12 protein-coding genes are annotated in these 24,172 nt (G+C 71.5%); 6 read left to right on the forward strand and 6 right to left on the reverse strand.

What is annotated here, in order from left to right; genetic code table 11:
* Nucleotides 1–22 precede the first annotated feature (22 nt).
* Together ACGFNU_RS04860 and ACGFNU_RS04865 are read left to right on the forward strand one after the other, a co-directional pair.
* Nucleotides 23–2,734: an MMPL family transporter gene (locus ACGFNU_RS04860; RefSeq protein ID WP_392590212.1), complete on the forward strand. Its 2,712-nt coding sequence runs from the start codon at nt 23–25 to the stop codon at nt 2,732–2,734.
* Between the two features lie 28 nt (nt 2,735–2,762).
* Nucleotides 2,763–3,746, forward strand: coding sequence for an alpha/beta hydrolase (locus tag ACGFNU_RS04865; RefSeq protein WP_392590213.1), 984 nt, complete (start codon nt 2,763–2,765; stop codon nt 3,744–3,746).
* Between the two features lie 52 nt (nt 3,747–3,798).
* Here the strand turns inward: ACGFNU_RS04865 and ACGFNU_RS04870 are convergent, their stop codons facing one another.
* Together ACGFNU_RS04870 and ACGFNU_RS04875 are read right to left on the reverse strand one after the other, a co-directional pair.
* Nucleotides 3,799–5,043 carry a glycosyltransferase gene (locus ACGFNU_RS04870; protein ID WP_392590214.1) on the reverse strand — a complete coding sequence of 415 codons (1,245 nt, stop codon included), beginning with the start codon at nt 5,041–5,043 and terminating at the stop codon, nt 3,799–3,801.
* A gap of 19 nt (nt 5,044–5,062) precedes the next feature.
* Complete coding sequence (locus ACGFNU_RS04875) at nt 5,063–7,396, reverse strand: DHA2 family efflux MFS transporter permease subunit (protein WP_392590215.1); 2,334 nt, start codon at nt 7,394–7,396, stop codon at nt 5,063–5,065.
* A 350-nt stretch (nt 7,397–7,746) separates the two neighbouring features.
* On the opposite strand from ACGFNU_RS04875, the gene ACGFNU_RS04880 reads away from it, so the two are divergent.
* Both ACGFNU_RS04880 and ccrA read left to right on the forward strand, forming a co-directional pair.
* Complete coding sequence (locus tag ACGFNU_RS04880) at nt 7,747–14,670, forward strand: SDR family NAD(P)-dependent oxidoreductase (RefSeq protein WP_392590216.1); 6,924 nt, start codon at nt 7,747–7,749, stop codon at nt 14,668–14,670.
* Between the two features lie 42 nt (nt 14,671–14,712).
* Nucleotides 14,713–16,038, forward strand: coding sequence for a crotonyl-CoA carboxylase/reductase (gene ccrA / locus ACGFNU_RS04885; protein ID WP_392590217.1), 1,326 nt, complete (start codon nt 14,713–14,715; stop codon nt 16,036–16,038).
* A 39-nt stretch (nt 16,039–16,077) separates the two neighbouring features.
* Here the strand turns inward: ccrA and ACGFNU_RS04890 are convergent, their stop codons facing one another.
* Complete coding sequence (locus ACGFNU_RS04890) at nt 16,078–17,733, reverse strand: cytochrome bc complex cytochrome b subunit (protein ID WP_392590219.1); 1,656 nt, start codon at nt 17,731–17,733, stop codon at nt 16,078–16,080.
* A gap of 266 nt (nt 17,734–17,999) precedes the next feature.
* On the opposite strand from ACGFNU_RS04890, the gene ACGFNU_RS04895 reads away from it, so the two are divergent.
* Entirely contained in the window at nt 18,000–19,268 is a 1,269-nt protein-coding gene (locus ACGFNU_RS04895) for a helix-turn-helix domain-containing protein (RefSeq protein WP_392590221.1), read from the forward strand.
* Here the strand turns inward: ACGFNU_RS04895 and ACGFNU_RS04900 are convergent.
* From ACGFNU_RS04900 to ACGFNU_RS04910, 3 genes are all read right to left on the reverse strand, one after another.
* Nucleotides 19,252–20,295, reverse strand: coding sequence for an ATP-binding protein (locus ACGFNU_RS04900; RefSeq protein WP_392590223.1), 1,044 nt, complete (start codon nt 20,293–20,295; stop codon nt 19,252–19,254). The genes ACGFNU_RS04895 and ACGFNU_RS04900 overlap by 17 nt on opposite strands.
* Nucleotides 20,292–21,005, reverse strand: a complete 714-nt coding sequence (locus tag ACGFNU_RS04905) for a response regulator transcription factor (RefSeq protein WP_392590225.1) — start codon at nt 21,003–21,005, stop codon at nt 20,292–20,294. Before ACGFNU_RS04905 ends, ACGFNU_RS04900 begins: the two co-directional genes overlap by 4 nt.
* A 74-nt stretch (nt 21,006–21,079) precedes the next feature.
* Nucleotides 21,080–22,561 (reverse strand): glutamate--cysteine ligase, encoded by a 1,482-nt coding sequence (locus ACGFNU_RS04910; protein WP_392590227.1) that lies wholly within the window; start codon nt 22,559–22,561, stop codon nt 21,080–21,082.
* 223 nt (nt 22,562–22,784) lie between these two features.
* Between ACGFNU_RS04910 and ACGFNU_RS04915 the strand changes: the two genes are divergently transcribed.
* Nucleotides 22,785–24,116: a sensor histidine kinase gene (locus ACGFNU_RS04915; RefSeq protein ID WP_392590228.1), complete on the forward strand. Its 1,332-nt coding sequence runs from the start codon at nt 22,785–22,787 to the stop codon at nt 24,114–24,116.
* Nucleotides 24,117–24,172: the final 56 nt, after the last annotated feature.

Raw genomic sequence — 24,172 nt, forward strand, 5'->3', positions numbered from 1 at the left:
TCCAGAGGACCACAGGAGGATCATGCTCGCCGGGCTGGGGCGTCTCATTCATCGACGACGCTGGACCAGTCTCGTCCTGATCCTGATCATGACGGTCCTGGCCGGGGGCTGGGGCCTGGGGGTCTTCGCCAAGTTCAAGCAGGGCGGCTTCGAGGACCCGAAGGCCTCCTCGACGCTCGTCGCCAAGCTCGGCGCCACCTACTTCGGCAGCACTAACCCCGACGTCCTGGTGGTCTACAGCAGCGACACCATGACGGTGGACGACCCGCGCTACATGGCCGGCGTCGTCAGCACCGTGTCGCGGCTGCCGAAGGACAAGGTCGCCGAGATCATCTCGTACTGGTCGTTCGACGCCAAGGACGCGGCGCCGTTCGCCTCGCACGACAAGCGGCGGACGTTCGTCGCGCTGAAGCTGACCGGCACCGACGCCGACAAGGGTCCTCACTACGAGGCGATCAAGGACCGGCTCCAGGCCCCCGGCCTGACGGCGCAGCTGGGCGGCGCCGTGCCGCTCAACATCGAGTTCGGCACGCAGGTCGTCACCGACATCGTCCAGGCCGAGATCATCTCGATGCCGATCCTGCTGATCCTGCTCGTGCTGGTGTTCGGCGCGTTCACCGCCTCGGTGCTGCCGCTGATCGTCGCGCTGTTCTCGATCGTGGGCGGCCTCGCCGTGCTGCACATCGTCACGTACGTCACGGACGTGACGTCCATGGCGCTCGAGGTCGTCACGATGATGGGCGTCGGCCTGGCGATCGACTACTCGCTGTTCATCGTGAGCCGGTTCCGGGAGGAGCTGGAACGCGGCATGAAAGCGGGCGGCGTCCAGCCCGGCAAGCCCTGGAAACGGGCCCCCGACCGGCGGCAGCGCAAGGCGGAGAAGAAGGCGTACCGCCGGGCGCTGCGGCCCGTGCAGCAGGGGGCGCTGGCCCGCACCATGGCCACCGCCGGGCGGACGATCGCCGTCTCCGGCATCACCGTGTCTGCGGCGCTGGGCGGTCTGCTGGTCTTCCCGCAGATGTTCCTGCGGACCATCGGCCTGGCGGGCATCGCGACCGTCCTCGTCGCGGTCTTCGGCGCGGTCGTGCTGCTCCCGACCATGCTGGCGCTGCTCGGCACGCGGGTGGAGGCCGGCCGGATGCCCTGGCGCCGCCCCACCTCCAAGCGCGCCCAGCGCGACCCCGACAGCGGGTTCTGGTACCGCCTCGGGCACAGCGTCATGAAGCGCCCGCTGCCGTACTTCGCGGTGACCGTGGTCATCCTGGGCGTGCTGTTCGGGCCGTTCCTGAACGTGCAGTTCGGCAGCGTCGACGCGCGCGTGCTGCCCAAGGACAGCCCGACCCGCGCCGTCGTCGAGCTCGTCAAGAAGGAGTTCCCGAACGGCTCCGCCGAGCCGATCGACGTCGTCGTGTCCGGCGACCTGATCCCGCGCGACTGGAAGCCGGTGCGCAGCGGCGACAACATCCCGCCCTACCTGCAGGAGTTCCGCACGCGGCTCAGCGAGCTGCCGGGCGTGACGCAGGCCCAGTTCACCGGCTACTCCGGCGCGTACGGCGGCGTGCGCATCTCGGTCACGCACAAGTACGAGCCGCTCGACCAGCGGGCGCTGGATCTCGTCACCCAGATGCGCGAGATGAGCCTGTCCAAGAACGGCTACCCCATGCACATCGACGTCGGCGGGAGCACCGCCGCGCAGATGGACCTCATGGACGCCCTGATGCGCAGCCTGCCCAAGATGGCGGCGCTCGTCTGCCTCACCACGTTCCTGCTGCTCTTCATGTTCTTCGGCTCGGTCGTGCTGCCGCTGAAGGCGATCGTCATGAACGTGCTGTCCATCGGCGCCTCGTTCGGCGTGATCGTGTGGGGCTTCCAGTACGGGCATCTCGCCGGGCTGCTCGACTTCACCCCGACCGGCAGCGTCGAGGCCACCAGCATGATCCTCATCCTGGCGGTCGTGTTCGGGCTGTCGATGGACTACGAGGTCTTCCTGCTCAGCCGGATCCGCGAGGAGTGGGACCGCACGCACGACAACCGCGCCGCCGTCGCGGTCGGCATGCAGCGGACGGGCGGCATCATCACCAGCGCCGCCCTCCTCTTCCTCGTCGTGATCGGCGCGTTCAGCATGGCCGGGCTCACGGTCGTGAAGCTCATCGGCGTCGGCATGTTCGTGGCCGTGGTCGTGGACGCCGCACTGGTGCGCTCGCTGCTCGTCCCGGCCACGATGCGGTTCATGGGCTCGGCCAACTGGTGGCTCCCGCCCGCGCTGGCCGGCCTGCACGCCAAGATGGACCTTCGCGAACGCGACGACCTGCCGGGCGCCGCCGCCAACGTCGCGCCGCCGCGCCTTCCCGACGAGCAGCCGTACCCGTATGCGATGCGCTGGGAAGAGCCGGCTCCCGGTGCGGATCCAATGTCTACCCCGCCAGCCCAGACCCCGGCTCCACCAGCCCAGGCCCCGGCGCCGCAGGCCCCGGCTCCTGCGTCCAGGACGAACGGGGCGTCCGCCTCGCCGGCGTTCGCGGACTACCAAGAGGCCGCTCTACCGAACATCACATTCCAGAGCGCCGCCCCTCCGACCTCGGCGGATTCAGAGGCTCAGCCTTGGTCGCCGTGGGCGAACGGGCAGCCGCAACCAAAACCCACCCACACCACCCGCACCAAACGTGAGATAGTTCCCAACCCGACTGGTTCAGGGTGGCGCTGGAGCACAGTGGAGGACAACGATGCCAATTGAGTCACGTCGCCGTGGCGCCCGGAGAGCGGTGGCCGTGTCCGCCGTCGTCGGCGCGACCGTGCTGCCCCTGGGCGTGGCCGCTCCCGCACATGCCGCCGCCTTCAAGAAGGCGGACAACGGTGCCCGCATCGCCGCGGTCAAATGGCTGAACAAGGGCAAGACGGCCTTCGACTTCACCGTTCAGTCGCCATCGCTCGGAAAGAAGCAGAACGTACGCGTGCTGCTGCCCAAGGGGTGGAAGTACAAGTCCCGGCAGAGCTGGCCCGTCGTCTACGCCTACCACGGTGGTCGTGACAACTGGAAGTCATGGACCCGCAGCACCGACATCCAGACGCTCTCCCGCAAGTGGGGCGTCATGGTCGTCATGCCCGAGGGCGCGAACGGTTCGTACACCAACTGGTACAACAAGGGCAAGGGCGGCCGTCCCAAGTGGGAGGACTTCCACCTCCGCGAGGTGCGCCAGCTCGTCGAGCGCAACTACCACGCGGGTGGTTCGCGGGCCGTCATGGGCATCTCCTCCGGCGCTCAGGGGGCGTGCACCTACCCCGGCAGGGCGCCGGGCATGTTCCGCTACGCGGCGTGCTTCAGCGGGGTCCTCTCGATGAGCTCCCCGGGCATCCCCGCGCTGCTGATGTACACCAACAGCGGCAACGGCGTCGACCCGACGCTCATCTGGGGTGACCCTGTGTTCGACAGGGCCAATTGGGACGCGCACGACCCGATCAAGCTGCTGCCGCGCATGCGCTCGACCCGCTTCTACGTGTCGGCCGGGACCACCGGGAAGCCCGGCCCCTTCGACAAGCCGGACATGCCCCCGTGGGACATCGGCCTGATGAGCGAGCGGGCGATCGGCCCCACGGTCAAGGACTTCGCCGCGCGCGCCAAGCAGCTCCGCGTGCCGATCACCGCGCACATCTACGGCAACGGACGGCACAGCTGGCCGTACTGGAAGCGCGAGATGCACACCGCCTGGCCGCAGATGATGAAGACGATCGGCGCCAAGCGCCGGTAACCCTCCGCACTCCGATGCTCCGGGCCGGTACTTCCACCGGCCCGGAGCATCGCTATGTGAGGGCGTCCAGGAGGGCGCAGGCCTTCGCGACGCCGTCCTCGGCCTTGATGCGCCGGCCCAGATCGGCGGCCTGGCGGGTGATGTCCTCGGAGCTCGTGGCGCGGCGGATGGCGGCGGCCAGCCGGGGGACGGTGAGCGAGGAGAACGGCACCGGTGCCGGGCCCGCGCCCAGCGCCGCGACGCGTTCGCCCCAGAACGGCTGGTCGCCGAAGAACGGCGTGACGACCGTCGGGACACCGGCCCGGAGGCCCGCAGCCGTCGTGCCCGCGCCGCCGTGGTGGACGACGGCCGCCATCCGCGGGAACAACCACGAGTGCGGTACGTCGTCGACCGCGAGGATGTCGTCGTCCGAGGTCGCCGGGTCGCCCTGGACGATGCCGCGGACACCGGCCAGCCGCAGGGCGGTCCGGACGAGCTGGCCCGTCAACTCCGGGTCCTTGGGGACCATGCTGCCGAAGCCCACATAGACGGGCGCCGGGCCGGACGCGAGGAAATCCGCCAGGTCGCCCGGCGGCTGCCATTCGGGTTCGTCGAGGAACCAATAACCGGTCACATGAACGTACGAAGGCCAATCAGCCGGCCTCGGAACAACGGCAGGGCTGAAGCATGCCAGCACGGGCCGGCGTTGGCTGCGTACTTTGTGCATAGGGCCGCGCAACGAAAGCGGCGACAGGCGCAAGTCATCACGGCGCCATGGGTTGATGAATGGCCGCGACAACTGCCATGCGATCTGGTCGACGGCCAGAAAACTGGCCTTGTTGGCCCATGCGCCGAGGAATCTCGCCTGCGGCACGAACGGATGCGGGAACGCCCGGGTCGGCTGGCTCGGCTGGAAGTGGACGAACGCCCAGGGAACGCCGAGATGCTCGCCGATGTGCTGGGGAAGAAATCCCAAAGTCGGGCCCAGAATAAGATCGGCGTCCTTGCACGCGTCCAGGCATTCGGAGAGCAGGCGTTCGGCCATCGGAGCCAGGATCCGCCGGAAACCGCCCAGGAACTTCACCGGATTGCGGCCCCCGGCCAGCAATTCCTGACCGGCGTCCGATTCGAGGATCTCGGTCGGGTCCGCGGTCAGCGGCGCGAGCTCCAGCCCGGCCGACAGCGCCAGCCGCGCGTACCGGTTGCTCGCGACCAGCCGCACCTGATCACCGCGGGCGGCCAGGGCCTGCCCGAGCGCCACGCACGGCTGGATGTCACCGCGCGACCCGGCGGCGAAGATCACAATGCGGCGGCCCATGCTGCTCCTTCCGACGGTGTCACCAGGCGTCACCCCGAGGCCGCGCACCCGCGGCGTTGTCTCCGTCCTCCTGCCCCTCGCCGGGCTCGGCCGCGGCGTCGCCGGGCACGTACGGCTGGTACCAGCCGGCCGGGGGCGGCGGCGGCCAGCTCGTGTCACCGGAGCTCGCCAGGTCATCGCCGCCGACCACCTGGCGAGCCGGATACCGGGGCTTCGCCGGGTAGCGCGGCTTGACCGGATACCGGGGCTCCACGGCGGGCGCGGTCGCCCGGAGCTCGGTCACCGGCTCGGTCAAGGGGTCGGCCAGGAGCTCGGTCGAGGGATCCGGTCCAGCTTCCGTCGCCGAGGCGGTCACGGGCTCCGCCACAGGCTCGGGCTCGGGTTCCGACAGCGCGGGCTCCGGTACCGGCTCGGGTGTGAGGTGGGGCGTCGGCCCTGCCAGGGGCTCCGCTGCGTGCCAGGTCTCTGGCTTGGCCGCGGCCTCCGTCGCGGGGTCGGCCACGGGCATGGGCTCCGCCTCGGGGGCGGGCCTCTGCGCGACCACCGGCTCCCGCGCGACCACCGGCTCCTGCGCGGGAGCGGGTTCCTGCGCGGGCGCGGGCTCCTGCGCGGGCTCGGCTGCGGGTGTGGGCTCGGGTGTGGGCTCTGGCTCGGGCGTGGGCCTCTGCGCGGGTGTTGCCAGGGGGTCCGCCGAGAGTCCGGCTGCGTGCCAGGTCTCGGGCTTGGCCATGGGGCCTGCCACGGGCTGGTCTGGTGGGGCGAGGGAGCGCGGTTCCGGCCCAGGCTGCGGCGTCTGCTCGAAGCGTGGCTGTTCAGGCTGCGGGACTGGGATGGCGGGAGCGGTGGGGTAGGGGTTGAAGTCCACGGTCACGGGCGCGGGCAGCGGGGCCAGGAGGTCATCGGCGACCTGGGGCGCACGTCCATTGGCGCGGACTACGGGGATCGGGTCCGGGGTGGTGGCGCGGGGGTCCGCCGCGAGGTTGGGCTCGGGCTCCGGGTAGGGCACGCGGTGGGACTGCTTGTTGTGCTTGGGGCCGAGCCAGCCGCGCTTGCTCGGGAGGGTCAGGCCGCTGATCAGGCCGCCGACGAGGACGAGTGTGGCGCCGAGGATGAGGCCGTTGGCGGTGCCGGCGCGGAACGATTCGAGGCTCGCGGCACTGGCGCCTTCCTGCGGGACCTCGTGGATGAGGATGCCGACGATGGCGATGCCGAAGGCGCCGGAGACCTCGCGGATGACGTTGAGGATGCCGCTGGCGACGCCGGCCTGGTCCTCGGGGACGGCCTTGAGGACGTACATCGCGAGGGGCATGCAGAGCGCGGAGCCGAGGCCGACGATCATCACGCCGGGCATGAGGTCGGCGAACCCGTCGCCGCGGTGCAGGGCGGAGAACATGACCATTCCGACGGCCATCGCGGCCATGCCGCCGCCGATGATCGGACGGGGGCCGAGCTTGGCGGCCAGCCAGAAGCCGATCGGCGTCAGCACCATGATGGCGATGGCCGGGGGCATCATGACCAGGCCCGCCTCGGGCGGCGAGAACTCCAGGTAGCGCTGGAGGAACGTGGCCGAGTAGAAGATCATCCCGTTGAAGCCGATGCCCCAGAGCATCTGGGAGAGCAGGCCGCCGACGAAGACCCGGTTGCGGAAGAACCGCAGGTTCATCATCGGGTCCGGGGCCCATGTCTCGACGACGACGAAGCAGGCCAGCGCGATGGCCGCCAGGACGAAGACGCTGAGGACGGAGGGGTCGGTCCAGCCGTGCTTGCGTCCGGCCTCCAGCCCGTACGCGAGCGCGAAGAGCATGGTCGCGGAGATGAGGACGCCGGGCAGGTCGACGCGGGAGTTCTTGTTCTCGCCCTTGGACGTCAGCACCACCAGGCCGAGCAGGATGACCAGGATGCCCGGCACGATGTTGATCAGGAAGATCCAGCCCCAGTGCCACTGCTGGACGATGAAGCCGCCGATGGCCGGGCCGAGGGCGGTGGCCCCGGAGGCCGCGCCGACCCAGACGATCGTGCCGATCGAGCGCTGCTTGTCGGTCCGGCCGACCGTGACCATGACCAGCGTCGCGGGGAGGGCGAGCGCGGCGCCGGCGCCCTGGACGATGCGCCCGAGGATCAGGATCGCCTCGTCGCCGGCGAGGCCGCAGACCGCGGAGGACGCGGTGAAGACGGCCATGCCCACGGTGAACGTGACGCGGCAGCCGTAGACGTCGGTGAGCCGCCCGCCCGCGATCATCAGGCAGGAGAACATCAGGATGTAGCCGGTGGCGACCCAGTCCTTGGCGGAGTTGGACATGCCGAGGTCGCGCATCATCGTGGGCAGCGCGTTGGCGACCACCGTGTTGTCCATGGTGATCATAAATGCGCTGACGGCCACCACCGCCAGCGCCCATCTGTAACGGCCCCGGGTCAATGCGTCACGCGGCGTCTCTCCCCACCGGGAGAATCACCGCTTCCCCCCATATGCGTGAGAGAATATTGTTACTATTCGTTGGCACCTGGTCACCCTGGTCCGCCTGTTGGTCGAGAGGTCCCAACTATCCCATCAGGCCACATTGGTTACCAGTGAGTCTTGTCATCGCCGTGACAAGTCACCACAGAGAAAAGTGGTCTGGGTGCGCATCGTGAGACGGTCACCGTAGGACAAAGTGGTCCCCCTTGCTTCGAACGATCCCAGGTTCAGTTGGGGGAACCGCACGCATGCAGACGACCGATCGTTCCGGAGCCGCGCAGGACGAGACGCGGATCAGTGAGGATTCGATTCGTCGCTATCTGATCGACCAGATCGCGCGTCGCTCCCGGATTCCCGCCGACCACGTCGACCCCGATCGCCCGCTGGAGGAGTTCGGTCTCGCGTCCCGTGACGCCGTGGCCGTCGCCGGCGAGCTGGAGCAGATGCTCGGCCGCGCGCTCCCGGCCACCCTCGTCTGGGAACACCCCACGATCAACAAGCTGTCGGTCGCCCTCGCCGGTGGCGCCGACCTGGCCCCGGCCGCGCCCCCCGCCCCGGCCGCGCCCCCCGCCCGCCGCGACGACGAGCCCATCGCCGTCATCGGCGTCGGCTGCCGGTTCCCCGGCGGCGAGCGCGACCTCAACGGCCCCGGAGACTACTGGCGCTTCCTCACCGGGCGCGGCGACGCGATCCGCGAGGTGCCCGAGGGCCGCTGGGACGCTTTCGACGACGGCTCTCCCGAGGTCGCCGACCTGCTCGACAAGACCACCCGCCTCGGCGGCTTCCTCGACGACATCTCCCGGTTCGACGCGGAGTTCTTCGGCATCACCCCGCGCGAGGCCGCGGTCATGGACCCCCAGCAGCGCCTCGTCCTGGAGGTGGCCTGGGAGGCGTTCGAGCACGCCGGCATCGGCCCCGCCTCGCTGCGCGGCAGCCGTACGGGCGTGTTCGTCGGCGTCTCGGCGCCGGAGTACGCCGCGTTCACCGCGTCCGACCTCGCCTCGCTCGAACCGTTCACCGCCACCGGCGCCGCGCTGAGCATCATCGCCAACCGGCTGTCCTACCTGCTGGACCTGCGCGGCCCCAGCATGATCGTCGACACGGCCTGCTCGTCGTCGCTGGTCTCCACCCACCTCGCGGTCCAGGCGCTGCGGGACGGTGAGGCCGACGTCGCGCTGGCGGGCGGCGTCAACGTCCTGCTGTCGCCGACGGTCACGATGACGTTCGACCTGGCGGGCGGCACGGCGGCGGACGGCCGCTGCAAGGCCTTCGACGCCTCCGCCGACGGCATGGTCCGCGCCGAGGGCTGCGGCGCCCTCGTCCTCAAGCGCCTGTCCGACGCCGTCCGCGACGGCGATCGTGTGCTCGCGCTGGTCAAGGGCTCGGGCGTCAACTCCGACGGCCGGTCCAACGGGCTGGTGGCGCCCAACTCCGACGCGCAGCGCGCGCTGCTCCGGGACGTGTACGCGTCGGCCGGCATCGACACCCGTGACGTCGACTACATCGAGGCGCACGGCACCGGCACGTTCCTCGGCGACCCCATCGAGGCCAAGGCGGTCGGCGAGGTGCTGGGCGCGGGCCGTGACGCCGGTGAGCCCCTGCTCCTCGGCTCGGCCAAGTCCAACCTCGGTCACATGGAGTCCGCGGCGGGCATCGCCGGGCTCATCAAGACCGTGCTGGCCCTGCACCACGGCACGATCCCGGCCTCGAACCACTACAAGGAGCCCAACCCGCACATCCCGTTCGACGAGCTGCGGCTCGCCGTGGTGGCGGAGGAGACGCCGTGGCCCGACCGGGGCCGCCCGCCGCGCGCCGGCGTCTCGGGTTTCGGCTTCGGCGGCACGAACGCGCACGTGATCCTTGAGGCCGCCCCGGCTCCGGCCGGTCCCGCCCAGGAGTCCGCGGCCGGCTCACTGCACACGCTCGCCCTCTCGGACACCTCCGACGACCGGATTCGTGATCACGCAGCCGTCCTGGCCGGATGGCTGGAGGCGCACGAGGACGTCGCTCTGGCGGACGTCGCCCAGACCCTCTTCCGCCGCAACGGCCGTGGCCGGTCCCGCGCGGCGGTGTCGGCACGCGACCGCGCCGGGCTCCGGGACGGGCTCGCGGCGCTGACCGAGGGCCGTCCGCATCCCGGCGTCGTCTCCGGCAGCGCCCTCGGGATGCCGGGCAGTCCGGTGTGGGTCTTCTCCGGGTACGGGGCGCAGCGGGCCGGCATGGCGCAGCGCCTCCTGGAGGAGGAGCCCGCGTTCGCCGAGGCCATCGACGACCTCGACACGCTCTTCGCGGAGGAGGGCGGCCCTGAGCTCTGGTCGCTGCTCGAATCCGGCGAGAAGCCCACCGACATCGCCGTGACGATGCCCGTACTGTTCGCGATCCAGATCGGGCTGGCCCGGATGTGGACGTCGTACGGCGTCACGCCCGGCGCGGTGGTCGGTCACTCGATGGGCGAGATCGCGGCGGCGGTCGTGGCCGGTGCGATCACCCTTGAGGACGCCGTCAAGGTGATCTGCCGCCGGTCGCGGCTGCTCACCCGGCTCGTCGGCGGCGGCGCGATGGCCGTGCTCGGCGCGTCCGCGGACGAGATCGCCCGCCTCGGCCACGACCTCCCTGAGGTCTACCCGGCCGTGCACTCCTCGCCCAGGCAGACGGTCGTCACCGGCGACGCCGACCAGATCGCCACCATCGTGCAGCGGGCCGAGGCCGAAGGCCGGCTCGCCCGCATGGTCCAGGCGGAGGGCGCGGGCCACTCCCCGCAGGTCGACCCGCTGCTAGACGATCTACGCGAACTGCTCGCCGACGTGGGAGCCGAACGCGGCACCCCGTTCGCCGAGGGCATCCGCCTCTACACGACCGCCCTAGACGACCCCCGCACCTTCATCAACGCCGAGATCGCGGCCAGCGCCGCCGCCGTGGCCAACATCAACGCTGACGCTGTAGCCACCGCGGCCAACACCAACGCTGACGCCGCTGCCGTTGGCGCTGGCGCCGCTGGTGCTGGCACCGATGGCGCTGTGGCGAAGGTCGGCGGCGACATCCACGGCCGGGCCGACGGTACGCGGCTTGACGCTGCCTACTGGGCCCGTAACCTGCGCAATCCCGTTCGGCTCACGGACGCGGTCGCGGCGGCGTCCGAAGACGGCTTCCGCGCGTTCATCGAGATCAACGCGCACCCGATCCTGTCGCACGCGGTCGGCGAGACCCTGGACGGCTCGGGCACCCTGGTCACCCACACGCTCAAGCGTGCCCCGAAGGGCCAGGAGACCGACGACACCCTGACGTTCCACTCCCAGCTCGCGCTCCTCGCCGCCCACGGCCTGCCGGTCGGCGCCCCCGCCGGCGGCTCGGTGATCGACGTGCTGTCGTCGCCCTGGCGGCACGAGCGGCACTGGATCGACACGTCCAAGCGCGGCAGGGGCGGCCGTGACGAGCATCCGCTGCTCGGCGCGCACGTCGAACTGCCCGGCGAAGACCGGCATGCCTGGCGTGCCGACGTCGGCACCGCCGCCCAGTCCTGGCTCTCCGGGACGCGGATCCACGGGCTCGCCACGTTGCCGGTCGCCGCGTTCGCCGAGATGGCCCTCGCCGCGGGAGCCGAGGCCCTCGGCACCGACTCCGTGCGTGTCAACAGCCTGTGGATAGAGCGGCCGCTCGCGCTCGCCGAGCGGACCACCGTCACCACGACGTTCGCCGAGACGGACCAGCGGGTCGAGATCCACGCCTTGACACCCGCCGGTACCTGGGTCCGGCTGGCCAGCGCCGACGTCGGTGACGATCACCTCGGCCCGGCCGTGCCGCTGACCGGCGCCGCCACCGAGGTCGCGGCCGCCGAACGCGGCAGCAGGCACTATCGCTTCCACCCCGAGGTCCTCGACCGGGCCCTGTCCGTGCTCTACGCGGAGGCGGGCGACGGGGTCTGGCTGGCCGAGACGGTGGGCAGCCTGCGGGTGTACCGGCCGACGCACCGGGGCGGGCATGTCCGCACCGAGATCGTCCGGCACGACGACGAGACGGTCGGCGCGCTCCAGCTCGTCGGCCCCGATGGCGAGGTGCTCGCGGACGTCAGCGGCGTCGTGCTGCGCCGGGTCGAACGCCCCGACCTGCCCGTCCCTCTCGCCGACAAGCTCGTCGAGGTCAACTGGGACGAGACCGGCGCTCCCGAGCCGGTCCTGAGCGAGGGCTCCTGGCTCCTCCTGGCCGAGGCGGACGACGCGCTCGCCGCCGCCGTCGCGACCGATCTGGAGGGCCGCGGTCACCGCGTCACCCGCCGCGTCCTCGCCGACGGCCCGGCAGTCGAAGAGCCACCGACCGGCGTGGTCCTCATCCCGTCCGCCGACCTCGTGGACGAGGAACTCGTCCTCGCGGTGGCCGGCGTCGCCAACTCGCTTCCCGACGGCACGCGTCTCTGGATCGCCACCCGCAACGCCCTGCCCGTGCGCGCGGACGAGGCCGGCGAGCCCGGCCAGGGTTTCATCAGGGCGATCGTCCGGGTGCTGGCCTTCGAACGGACCGTGCTCCGCACCACCCTCGTCGACGTCGACCGCCCGGGCGACCTGGTCGGGGAGCTCCTCGGCGACGGCACGGCCCGCGAGGTCGCCTACCGGGGCGGCGTCCGGTACGCCGCCCGGCTCGACCAGGCCGCTCTCACCAGCGAGGCGGGACGCAAGGCGCGGCGCATCGTGCGGCGCGGCGGCTCGTACATCGTCACCGGCGGTTACGGCGGCATCGGCCTGGTGACCGCGCGCCTGCTCGCCGAACGCGGTGCCGGGCGGATCGTGCTCTCCGGCCGGTCCGGGCCGGACGCCGACGCCGAGAAGGTCATCGCCAAGCTGCGGGAGAGCGGCGTGGACGTCGGCGTCGTGCTCGGCGACATCGCCGCGCCCGGCATCGCCGAACGGCTGGTCCAGGTCGCCCAGGAGGGCGGCAAGCGGCTGCACGGCGTCGTGCACGGCGCGGGCGCCATCGACGACCGGCTGATCGTCGACCTCGGCCGCACGGACCTGCGCCGCGTGTGGACGGCGAAGGTCGAGGGCGCCCGGCTGCTCAGCCAGGCGACCTGGGACCTCGAACTCGACTGGTTCGTGACGCACTCGTCGGCCGCCGCCCTGATCGGCTCGCCCGGCCAGGCCGCGTACGCCGCCGCCAACGCCGCGATCGACGCGCTCATCGCCTACCGCCGCGCCCACGGCCGCCCCGGCAGCACGATCAACTGGGGCACCTGGTCGCAGGTCGGCGGCGCCGCCGATCTCGTCGCCCGAGGGGGGACGACCCCCCGCACCCCCCGGAGCGGCTTGGCCGCCGGCCTCGTCGCCCGAGGGGGGGCGACCCCCCGCACCCCCCGGAGCGGCTTCGCCGCCGGCCTCGTCGCCCGAGGGGGGGCGACCCCCCGCACCCCCCGGAGCGGCTTCGCCGCCGGCCATGGGGTCACCGTGATCGAGCCCATCAGCCCCGACGAGGGCGCCGAGGCGCTGGAGGCGCTGCTGGCCGATGGCCGTGCCGCGACCGGCGTGCTGCGGTTCGACCCGGCCGCGGCCGTGGGGCTGTTCCCCGAGATCACCAACATGCCGTACTTCGCCGCGCTCACCGCCGCGGCCGCCGAGGGCGGCGGCACGGCGGACGCGGGCGACTGGCCGGGCATCGACGCGATCAAGGAGCTGGAGCCCGCCGCCGCCCGCGAGCGCATCGCCGCCCAGGTGCGCTGGCGCATCGCGACCGTCCTGGGCTTCGACGCCGAACGGCTCGACCCGGCGATCCCGCTCACCGACCTCGGCCTCGACTCGCTCGTGGCGGTCCGGATCAAGAGCGGTGTCGAGCACGACCTCGGGCTCACCGTCCCGGCGGCGGTCCTGCTCAAGGGCGCCAGCGTCAACGTGTTCGAGGAGTGGGCGGCCGAGGAGCTCGGGCTGTCCGGCGCGCCCGCGCCGGCGGCGGGCGGCGTGAGCGCGGTCTCGGGCGCCGAGGCCGGGTACGTCATGGCCCGCGACGCCGCCGAACGCCTGGCCGTGCGGATCATCGAGGACGTCCTCGGGCTCGACCGGGTCAGCGTCACCGCCGACTTCTTCGCCGACCTGGGCGGCACTGATCGGCAGGCCGATGAGGTCGTCGCGCAGGTCACGGCGGAGCTGGGCGGCGAGATGACGCGCGGCGAGCTCTTCGCGACGCCGACCGCCGAGCACCTCGCCGAATACCTGCGCGCCGCCGACGAGGAGGCCGCGCGGCAGACCGTCCGGCCGCTCAAGACGGCCGGCACCCGCCGCCCGATCTTCATCGCGCACCCGGCGGGCGGCACCACCGCGTGCTACCGGCAGCTGATCGACCTGCTCGGCCCGGACCAGCCGGTGTACGGGCTGGAGCGGTTCGACGACGCGCCCTCGGTGGAGGAACGGGCCTCGCGTTACGTCGAGCACCTGCTGGAAGTGCAGCCCGAAGGCGCCTTCAGGCTCGGCGGCTGGTCGTTCGGCGGCGTGCTGGCGTACGAGACGGCCCGGCAGCTCACCGCCGCCGGCCGCGAGGTCGAGTTCGTGGCGCTGTTCGACGCGGGGCTGCCGCTGCCGGTCGAGGACGAGTCCGACACGCTGGCCCGCCGGTTCGCCGCGTTCACCGACTACATCAACGAGACCTACGACCTGGAGGTCGACCTCACCTACGAGGAACTGTCCGGGCTCGCCGAGGAGGCGCAGTTCGCGCTGGTCATGGAGCGGGCGGCGGCACTGGCCGACCTGATCCCGCCGGCGGCGCTGCATCACCAGCTCACCTCGCACCAGGACACCCGATCGCTGGAGGCCTACGAGCCGCAGCGCTACGACGGCCGCGTGATCCTCTACTACGCCCCGGAGGAGACCCCCTGGGCCGTGCGGGACGCGCGGTACGTGCTCGACGGAATGAACGGCTTCGGTGAGCTCTGCGGCGCTCTGGAGAAGGTCACGATCACCGGGGCGCACCACCTGAACCTGCTCGACCCGCCGGGTGTGGAGGCGCTGGCCGCCCACCTGGAAGGACAGCTCGCCGCGAACGAGGACCGGCCCGCCGCCACGAACGGCGCCCGGCCCGCGCTCAACGGTGTGAACGGCGCACGCGGCGTGAACGGCGCGCGCGCAGCACGGGACGTACCGGAGGCCGGGGGCGCGTACGAGGCCGGCCTTTCCGTGTCCGACACCACGGCCCCCTGATCCGGGCCGCTTTCCGCGACCCCGCCTCAACGGAGGAGATCGATGTCCGACCCCCTGCTCGAAGCCGTACGGTCCGGCGCGTCCGAGAAGGAGCTGCTGGACTGCGAACTGCCCACCCGTTTCCGCGCCGCCTTCACCCTCAAGAACGAGGTGGGCATCTTCGAAGGGCAGACCGACAAGGACGTGCGGCGGTCGCTGCACGTCGGCGACGTCGACATGCCCGAACTGGCCCCGGACGAGGTCGTGGTCGCGGTCATGTCGGCCGCGATCAACTTCAACACCGTCTGGTCGGCGATCTTCGAGCCGGTGCCGACGTTCGCGTTCCTGGAGAAGTTCGGCCGCCAGGGCTGGTACGGGGCCCGGCACGACCTCCCGTACCACATCCTCGGCTCCGACGGCTCGGGTGTGATCGTCCGCACCGGCGCCGGGGTCAAGAGCTGGAAGGTCGGCGACCGCGTCGTCCTGTCGCCGTCGTACGTCGACGAGGAGGACCACGGCTCCTACGACGACGGCATGATGAGCGAGACTCAGCTCGCCTGGGGGTTCGAGACCAACTTCGGCTCGCTCGGCGAGTACTGCATCGCCAAGGCCAACCAGCTCATCCGCAAGCCCAGGCACCTCACCTGGGAGGAGTCGGCGTCCAACACGCTGTGCGCGGCCACCGCGTACCGCATGCTGGTCGGCACGCACGGCGCCCGGATGAAACAGGGCGACGTCGTGCTGATCTGGGGCGCCACCGGCGGCCTCGGCTCGTACGCGACCCAGCTGGTCAAGAACGGCGGCGGCATCCCGGTCGCGGTCGTCTCCTCCGAGGAGAAGGCCGAGATCGTCCGCGCGCAGGGCTGCGACCACGTCATCAACCGCAACGAGCTCAACCTCGGCGAGCAGGGCCTGCGCCACCCCAAGGCGGGCCGTGTCCTCGGTGAGGCCATCCGCGGCCTGGTCGGCGAGGACCCGGGCATCGTCTTCGAGTACCTCGGCCGCGAGACGTTCGGCGCCTCGGTCTACGTCGCCAAGCGCGGCGGCAAGGTCGTCACCTGCGGTTCGTCCACGGGCTACAAGCACGAGTACGACAACCGCTTCCTGTGGATGCGCCTCAAGAGCATCATCGGCTCGCACGGCTTCAACTACCACGAGGCCGTCGAGGTCAACCGGCTGATCAGCCTCGGCATGGTCCACCCGACGCTGTCCACGGTCTTCCCGCTCGACGGTGCCGGCGAGGCCACCCGCGCGGTGCAGACCAACCAGCACATCGGCAAGGTGGCCGTCCTCTGCGGCGCGACCGCCGAGGGGCAGGGCGTGGACGACCCGGCGATGCGCGAGCGCATCGGCGAGGAGAAGTTCCACCTCTACCGACGGTCGGTCTAAGGCCCTTCGCGGCCTCCTCGGCCTTCGCGGCCTTGCCGGTCAGGGCCGGATCGTCTTGCTTTCGGTGATGGCGTGGGTGCGGTCTTCGTCGCCGGGCCCATCGCCATGACCGTTGCCGGGGGTGGGCGGTTCGGCGAGGTCGGCCAGGAAGTGACGGTTGAGGGCCGCTCGGACCCTGCCCATGCGGCCGCGGAGCTCCGGGGACTCGACGCCCTCGCGTTCGGGCCGGCCGATCGGCAGCGCGGGCCGCGGGCGGGGATCGATGATCTCGGCGAGCTGGTCGCCGGGCAGGTCGCGCTCGACCTCGCTGTACTCGCCGCCGGGCCCCATCCGGATGACGCCGGTCTCCAGCCCGTGCTCGACCAGGGCCAGATCGCGGCGCTGGAGGCCCAGGCACATGCGGTAGGCGATGACGTACCCCAGCACCGGCCCCAGGATCACCAGGCCGCGGAAGAACCACGTCGTCCAGAACAGCGGGATCTCGAACCGCTCCGCGATCACGTCGTTGCCGCCGGCCGCCCACAGCCCGCCGTAGAAGATCACTCCGGCGACGCCGATGCCGGTCCGGGCGGGGACGTCGCGCGGCCGGTCGAGCAGGTGGTGGATCTGGTGGTCGCCGGTCACCCAGCGTTCCAGGAACGGGTAGACGGCCAGCCCGGTGAACAGGACGCCCGGCACGACGAGGGCGGGCACGATCACGTTCATCGGGACCGTGTGCCCGAGCGCGGTGATCTCCCAGGCGGGCATGATCCGCAGTGAGCCCTCCAGCCAGCCCATGTACCAGTCCGGCTGGGAACCCGAGCTGATCGCGCCCGGGTCGTACGGGCCGAACAGCCAGACCGGGTTGATCTGGAAGAACGTCGCCAGCAGCACGGTCACGCCGATGACCCACAGGAAGAACGCCGTCGTCTTCCCGATGAACATCGGGAAGAACGGCCCGCCCTGGACCGTGCGGTTGGTGCTGCCCCGGCCGGGGAACTGCGTGTGCGTCTGCCGCCAGGTCAGCACCACGGCGTGCAGCGGGATGAGGGCGAGCAGGATCCCCGGGATGAGCAGGATGTGGATGACGTACAGCCGCGGGATGATCAGGTCGCCCGGGAACTCCCCGCCGAACAGGAACATCAGCGCGTACGAGCCCACCACCGGGATCGCCAGGATCACGCCCTCCAGGATCCGGATGCCGGTGCCGGAGAGCAGGTCGTCGGGCAGCGAGTAGCCGAACAGCCCGTTCACCATGACGAGCATGAACAGCACGATCCCGATCAGCCAGTTGAGCTCGCGGGGCTTGCGGAACGCGCCGGTGAAGAAGTTGCGCAGCAGGTGGATGACGATCGCCGCCATGAAGAGGATCGTCGACCAGTGGTGGATCTGCCGGACGAGCAGCCCGCCCCGCACGTCGAACGTGATGTTCAGGGTCGACTCGTACGCCTCGCTCATCCGCACGCCGCGCAGCGGCTGGTACGAGCCCTCGTAGACGACCTCGGTCATGCTCGGCTTGAAGAAGAGCGTCAGGAAGACCCCGGTGAGGATGATGATCGCGAACGAGTACAGCGCGATCTCCCCGAGGAGGAAGCTCCAGTGGTCGGGAAAGGCCTTGCGCATGGCCTTACGGGCGAACGAGCCGCCGCCGAGCCGCTCGTCGATCGCGCGGCCGGTCGCCGCGAGCGCCTTGGGGGGTTGCGGGGGGACGGACACTCGGACCTCCTGCACCGGTGGTCCGGATCCGACCACCTGCCGCACTGGTCGTTCGCATCCAATGTCGCACTACAGGGAGGGCGGGGCCAGTGGTCTGTTTTCTGACATCGAGTGGTGCGGTCCGGCCGGATCTGGTCTCGGTCCGACCTAGACTTTGCACCCAGGTGAGCAAAGGGACATGATTTCCACCACACGGTGCACATAAGTAAGCAATTACCCCTTGTGTCCGGCGCTGTACGCGGGGGAGCGAGCGTGGGGAGGCGCACGTGACGGACGACGGTGCCGAGGCGAGCGGCAGACCTTGGACTGATCTGCCCCGGGAGCTGGCCGACCACATGCGGCCGCACCTCGACGCGGTGGCGGACGACATGATCCAGGAGATCCAGACGCGCGTGCGCGAGTACGACCGCCCGGGGGAGGGGCCCTACTCCAGCACGCTCCGGCTCGCCGTCGAGCGGGTCCTGCACTACTTCGTCGAGCGGGTCGCCGATCCCCGCGAGCCGGAGTCCTCGGTGATCGACTTCTTCCGGGCCATCGGCCGCGGCGAGGCCGGCGAGGGCCGCAGCCTGGACGCCGTGCAGACCGCGATGCGCGTCGGCGGCATGGTGGCCTGGCGCCGCATGACCGAGGGCGCCGCCGCCCTGGAGGTGCCCGCCCGCACGCTGGGCGCCGTCGGTGAGGCGCTGATGTTGTTCCAGGACGAGCTGGCGGCCGCGGCGGCCGAGGGGTACGCGCAGGCCAAGGCGGCCGTCGCGGGTGAGATGCAGCGGCGCCGCAAGCGCCTGCTGGACCTGCTGTTCGCCGACCCGCCCGCCGCGCCCGAGGCCATCGCCGACCTCGCCGCCGCCGCCCACTGGCCCATCCCGCGCACGGTCGCCGCCGTCGCCCTCGGCCAGGAGGCCCGCCAGCCGGCCGGGTTCCCGCCCGACATCCTGTCCGACCTCAGCCGCCGCACCCCGAGCCTGATCATTCCCGACCCCGACGGGCCGGGCCGGGCCAAGCTGGTGGACCGCGCCCTGAGCGGGTCGCTGGCCGTGGTCGGCCCGACCGTGCCGCTGAAGGAGGCGGCGCGGTCCATCGAATGGGCCCGCAAGACCCTCGGCCTGGCCGAACGCGGCGTCATCGAGGCGACCACCGGCGTGATCCGCAGCGTCGAGCACATGTCCACGCTGATCCTCTTCCAGGACGAGGAGCTGATCACGTCGCTGGCCCGGCTGCGGCTGGCCCCGCTGACCCATCTGCGGTCCAGCCAGCAGGACCGGCTCGCCGAGACGCTCCTCGCCTGGCTCCAGTCCGGCCGGAACGCCAACGAGGTCGCCATGCGCCTCCACGTCCACCCGCAGACGGTCCGCTACCGGCTCCGCCAGCTGGAGGAGCTCTTCGGCGACCAGCTGCTCGACCCCGATCTCCGCTTCGATCTGGAGATCGTCCTGCGGGCGCGCGCCCTGCTCGGCGACCGTCCCGGCGAGCAGATCATCTCCGCCGCCCGCGAGGCCGTCGGCGACACGGCGGAGATCGTCAACTTCCGTCGCTGACCGCGGGCGGCCGCGGGATCAGGACGCGGATCCGGCAGCCGCGCGGGCTGTCGACGACGGAGATGTCCCCGCCGTGCAGGTCGACGGCCCAGCGCGCGATGGCCAGGCCCAGGCCCGTGCCGCCGCCGGAGGTGCCCACCCCGGTGCCCGCCGCGGCGCCGCGGCTGAAGCGCTCGAAGACCCGGGACCGTTCGGCCTGCGGGATTCCGGGGCCCTCGTCGGCGACGTCGAGGGCGAGCCCGCCGTCCAGCACCGGCCGGGCGGTGACCGTGACGGTGCCGCCGGGCGGGCTGTGGCGGACGGCGTTGTCGAGCAGGTTGGCCAGTACCTGGTGCAGCCGGTCCCGGTCGGCCACGGCCGCCAGGCCCGGGGTGACGTCGATGTTGAGTCGGGCGTCCGGATACGCGGCGGTCGCCTCGGCGACGAACGCGGCCACGTCGAGGCTGGTGCGGTCCAGGGTGTCGGCGCCGGCGTCCACCCGGGAGAGATCGAGGAGCTGGGTGACCAGGCGGCCGAGCCGCTCGGTCTGCTCGACCGCGGATTCGAGGACCTCCGGGGTGGCCGGCGTGACGCCGTCCGCGACGTTCTCCAGCACGGCGCGGAGCGCGCTGATCGGGGTGCGGAGCTCGTGCGACACGTTCGCCACGAACTCGCGGCGCTGCCGGTCCACGGCGGCCAGGTCGGCGGCCATCCGGTTGAACGCCTGGGCGAGCTCGCCCACCTCGTCCCGCGAGCTGGCCCGGACCCGGCGGCTGTAGTCGCCGCGCGCCATGGCCCGGGCGGCCGCCGTCATCTCGCGCAGCGGCGCGGTCATGCCGTGCGCGATCAGCTGCACCACGCCGAGGGAGATGAGGACGCCGACGGGCATGGTGTGGCGGGCCCGGAAGCCCAGCATGTACCCCCAGAGCACGATCAGGATGGCGGTGCAGGCCGTCACCACCGTGACGATCCCGAATTTGACCTTGATCGAACGGAGCGGGTCCAGTGGCCGGGGCAGCCGCGCCCACAGCCTGTGGAAAAACTTCATTCAGGCACCTCGAACGAGTAGCCGACCCCGTGCACCGTACGGATCAGGTCGGCGCCCAGCTTGCGGCGCAGTGCCTTGACGTGGCTGTCGACCGCGCGTGTGCCGGACGCGTCGGCCCAGTCCCACACCTGTTCGAGGAGCAGGGCGCGGGTGAGCACGGTGCCGGGATGGCGCACCAGGCAGCCCAGCAGGTCGTACTCGGTCGGCGTCAGATGCACCTCGTGGCCGTCCCGCCGGACGCGCCGCGCCTTCTGGTCGATCTCCAGCGGGCCCAGCCGCAGGAGCTCCGGCGCGGCGGGGGTGTCGGCGGACGTCTCGGCCCGTTCGAACCGCCGCAGCACCGTCCGCACACGGGCGACCAGCTCCCGCATGCTGAACGGCTTGGTGATGTAGTCGTCCGCGCCGACGCCGAGCCCCACCAGGAGATCGGTCTCGTCGTCGCGGGCGGTCAGCATCAGCACCGGGACGCCGCGTTCCGCCTGGACGCGGCGGCACACCTCCAGGCCGTCGAAGCCCGGCAACATCACGTCGAGCACGATCAGATCCGGGACGTACGTCCGGGCCCGCTCGACCGCCGACGGGCCGTCACAGGCGATCTCCACCGCGAAGCCCTCGGCGGCCAGCCGATCGGCCACCGCCTGCGCGATCGTGGGTTCGTCCTCCACCACCAAAACTCGCTGGCTGTTCGCGGACGACGTGTTCTCTGTCACGGCCCGACTTTAGGCGGGTCTCGTGGGTGCTCTGGGGGCGAATTGTGGCGAGTCTGTGAAGATCCGTACCTGTCCTAGGGGCCGGGGGTCCAGGTGTGGACGGGCTCGTTGCTGTTCATGCGCTCGATGTAACTGCGGGTCATCAGGCGGAGGGCCTCGTGCCGTTCGGTGCCGAAGGAGTCCTCGATCGCCTGCACGGTGTCGATCTGCCAGGACGCTCCCGTGCGGCCGGTCACGCAGCGTCGCTCGATGATGCCGAGGAGACGGTCGCGGCGGGCCGGATCGACGCCCCACCGGTCGAGGCCCTCGTGCGCCAGCGGCAGCAGGCGCCGGAGCACCAGCTCGGCGGCGGGCACGTCGCCCATTCCGGGCCAGTAGAGGGTCGCGTCCATCCCGTCGCGGGCGGCGCGGTGCAGGTTGTCGGCGGCGGTGGAGAACGACATCCGGCTCCACACCGGCCGTTCCTCCTCGGCCAGCATGCGCAGGACGCCGTAGTAGAACGCGCCGTTGGCCACTATGTCGGCCACCGTCGGTCCGGCGGGGAGCACGCGGTTCTCGATGCGCAGGTGGGGACGGCCGTTCACGACGGCGTAGATGGGGCGGTTCCAGCGGTAGACCGTGCCGTTGTGCAGCGAGAGCTCGCCCAGCTCCGGGATGCCGCCGTCCTGCAAGGTCTCCAGGGGCTCCTCGTCGTCGCACAGGGGGAGCAGCGCGGGGAAGTAGCGGGTGTTCTCCTCGAAGAGATCGAAGACCGAGGTGATCCACCGTTCGCCGAACCAGACGCGGGGGCGCACGCCCTGGGCCTTGAGCTCGTCCGGGCGGGTGTCGGTGGCCTGCTCGAACAGGGTGATGCGCGTCTCGTGCCAGAGCCGGTGGCCGAAGAGGAACGGGGAGTTGGCCGCCATCGCCACCTGGGGGCCGGCGATGGCCTGGGCGGCGTTCCAGTGGGCGCCGAAGTGGTCGGGGCTGACCTGAAGGTGGAACTGCACGCTGGTGCACGCGGCCTCGGGCGTGATGTTGTCGGCGTGCATGCTCAGCGGCTCGGGGCCCTCGATGTCGATGTGCAGCTCCTCGCCCCGGGCCGCGAAGATCTGCTCGTTGAGGAGCTTGTAGCGCGCGTTCGACGACAGCGTCTCCTCGCCGATGTCCGACCGGCGCAGCGTCGGCAGGATGCCGATCATCGCCAGCGAGGCGCCGACCTGGCGGGCGGCCCCGTCGGCGTGGTTGAGGTGCTCGCGCACCTCGGCCTCCAGCTCGCCGGTGCCCTCCCCGCCCAGCTCCCGGGGCGGGATGTTGATCTCCAGGTTGAACTGGCCGAGCTCGGTGGCCCACGCCGGGTCCGCGATCGCCTTCAGCACGTCGTCGTTGCGCATCAGCGGGTCGCCCAGCCCGTCCACCAGGTTGAGCTCGATCTCCAGCCCGATGTGCGGCCGCTCGAACTCGAACTGCGACTCGCTGAGCATGCGGGCCAGCACATCCAGGCAGCGCCGCACCTTGTCGCGATAGCGCCGTCGATCCTCACCGCTGATGGCGACGGCCGATACATCCCTGCCCATGGTCTGGTCCGTCTCCTACGATTCCGGATGAACTACTACGAAACGGATGTCCCGCCAGGGCGTAGGCCAAACCCGAGGCCTTGTTACGGACGGTCCAAAGGGCATACCGGTGGGTACCTTGTGGCGTGGTCTCGGCGTGGGACCTGCGTTCATGACACTCTGTGATGGGCGGGCCGTCGCCAGGCGCCGTCGCCGAGGACACGTGCGCGGAGCGGGGGGACGGATGCGGCTGCGGCCCCGGTCGATCAGGGCGCGGGACACCCTTGTCGCCGCCGTGCTCGCGGCGCTGGTGTTCGGCGGGGTCGCCGTCGCCCTCGATCTGGGCATTCGGAACGGCGCGAAGGCCCGCATCCTGCAGGAGACCCAGCTCGCCGCCCGCCGCGCCAGCGCCAGCGTCCGGGACGGGACGCTGACGAGCCCGATCCCGGACGACTCCGGCGGCCGCATCCTCGTCCAGGTCGTCGGGCCGGGCGGGCACGTGCTCGACTCGACCCCCGCCGCCGCGGGCCGCCCGCCGCTGAGCACCTTCTGGCCGCCCGTCCAGGAGCGCGTCCAGGACAGGGTCGAATGCGACGACGACGGCTGCGTGATGATCGAGGCCATCCGGGTCACGACCGCGCCCGACTCCGTGGTGGTCTACGCCGCGAAGCCGATGCCCGCGTTCATCGTCTCGGGGCTCCTCGAAGTGCTGCTCGGCGCGGCCGTGCTGCTCCTGTCCGCCCTGGCGGCCTGGATCACCTGGCAGATCGTCGGGCGCACGCTGCGGCCGGTGGAGGCGATCCGCGCCCAGCTCGCCGAGATCAGCGGCAGCGATCTGACCCGCCGCGTGCCGGAGCCCACCGGCGACGGGGAGATCGCCGAGCTGGCCCGCACCGCCAACCAGACGCTCGACCGGCTCGAACGCGCGGTGGAACGGCAACGCCAGTTCGCCTCGGACGCCTCCCACGAGCTCCGGACCCCCATCGCCGGGCTGCGCGCCAACCTCGAGGACGCCGCGATGCACCCCGAGGACAGCGACCTGGACGACACGGTCCGGTCCGCCCTGCGCGACACCGACCGGCTGGAGTCGATCGTCACCGATCTGCTGCTGCTCGCCCGGATCGGCACCGGCGGCACCACCGCCCAGGAGGAGATCGATCTGGCCGCACTGGTCGGCTCGGAGGTCCGCCAGCGCGGCTCCGACCTGTTCGCCTGTACCCGCCTCGATCCGGACGCGACGGTGCGCGGCGTGCGCATGCAGCTCGTCCGGCTGCTGGGCAACCTCCTCGACAACGCCGAGCGGTACGCCGACAAACGTGTCGAGATCGAGGTGATCGCTGAGGCGGGCGAGGCCGTCCTCAAGGTCACCGACGACGGCGCCGGCATCGACCCCGGCGACCGCGAGCGCATCTTCGAACGCTTCACCCGGCTGGACAGCGCCCGCAGCCGCGGCGCCGGCGGCACCGGCCTGGGGCTGGCCATCGCCCGCGAGATCGCGCAGGCCCACAGCGGCATTCTGGAGCTCGAAGAGTCTCCCCGGGGCGCCCGGTTCGTCCTGCGCCTGCCCCTGAGCTGACGCGCGAAGGGCCGTCCACAGGGTGTGGACGGCCCTTTCGTCATGCGCCGGGTCAG

The sequence above is a fragment of the Spirillospora sp. NPDC048911 genome, assembly GCF_043198015.1.
GTDB lineage: Bacteria > Actinomycetota > Actinomycetes > Streptosporangiales > Streptosporangiaceae > Spirillospora.

What these genes read in the sequence shown, in the direction of transcription:
- ACGFNU_RS04860 (WP_392590212.1), top strand. Translation starts at nt 23, where the DNA reads ATGCTCGCCGGGCTGGGGCGTCTCATTCATCGACGACGCTGGACCAGT.
- ACGFNU_RS04880 (WP_392590216.1), top strand. Translation starts at nt 7,747, where the DNA reads ATGCAGACGACCGATCGTTCCGGAGCCGCGCAGGACGAGACGCGGATC.
- ccrA (WP_392590217.1), top strand. Translation starts at nt 14,713, where the DNA reads ATGTCCGACCCCCTGCTCGAAGCCGTACGGTCCGGCGCGTCCGAGAAG.
- ACGFNU_RS04910 (WP_392590227.1), bottom strand. Translation starts at nt 22,561, where the DNA reads ATGGGCAGGGATGTATCGGCCGTCGCCATCAGCGGTGAGGATCGACGG.
- ACGFNU_RS04900 (WP_392590223.1), bottom strand. Translation starts at nt 20,295, where the DNA reads ATGAAGTTTTTCCACAGGCTGTGGGCGCGGCTGCCCCGGCCACTGGAC.
- ACGFNU_RS04875 (WP_392590215.1), bottom strand. Translation starts at nt 7,396, where the DNA reads ATGGACAACACGGTGGTCGCCAACGCGCTGCCCACGATGATGCGCGAC.
- ACGFNU_RS04870 (WP_392590214.1), bottom strand. Translation starts at nt 5,043, where the DNA reads ATGGGCCGCCGCATTGTGATCTTCGCCGCCGGGTCGCGCGGTGACATC.
- ACGFNU_RS04915 (WP_392590228.1), top strand. Translation starts at nt 22,785, where the DNA reads ATGCGGCTGCGGCCCCGGTCGATCAGGGCGCGGGACACCCTTGTCGCC.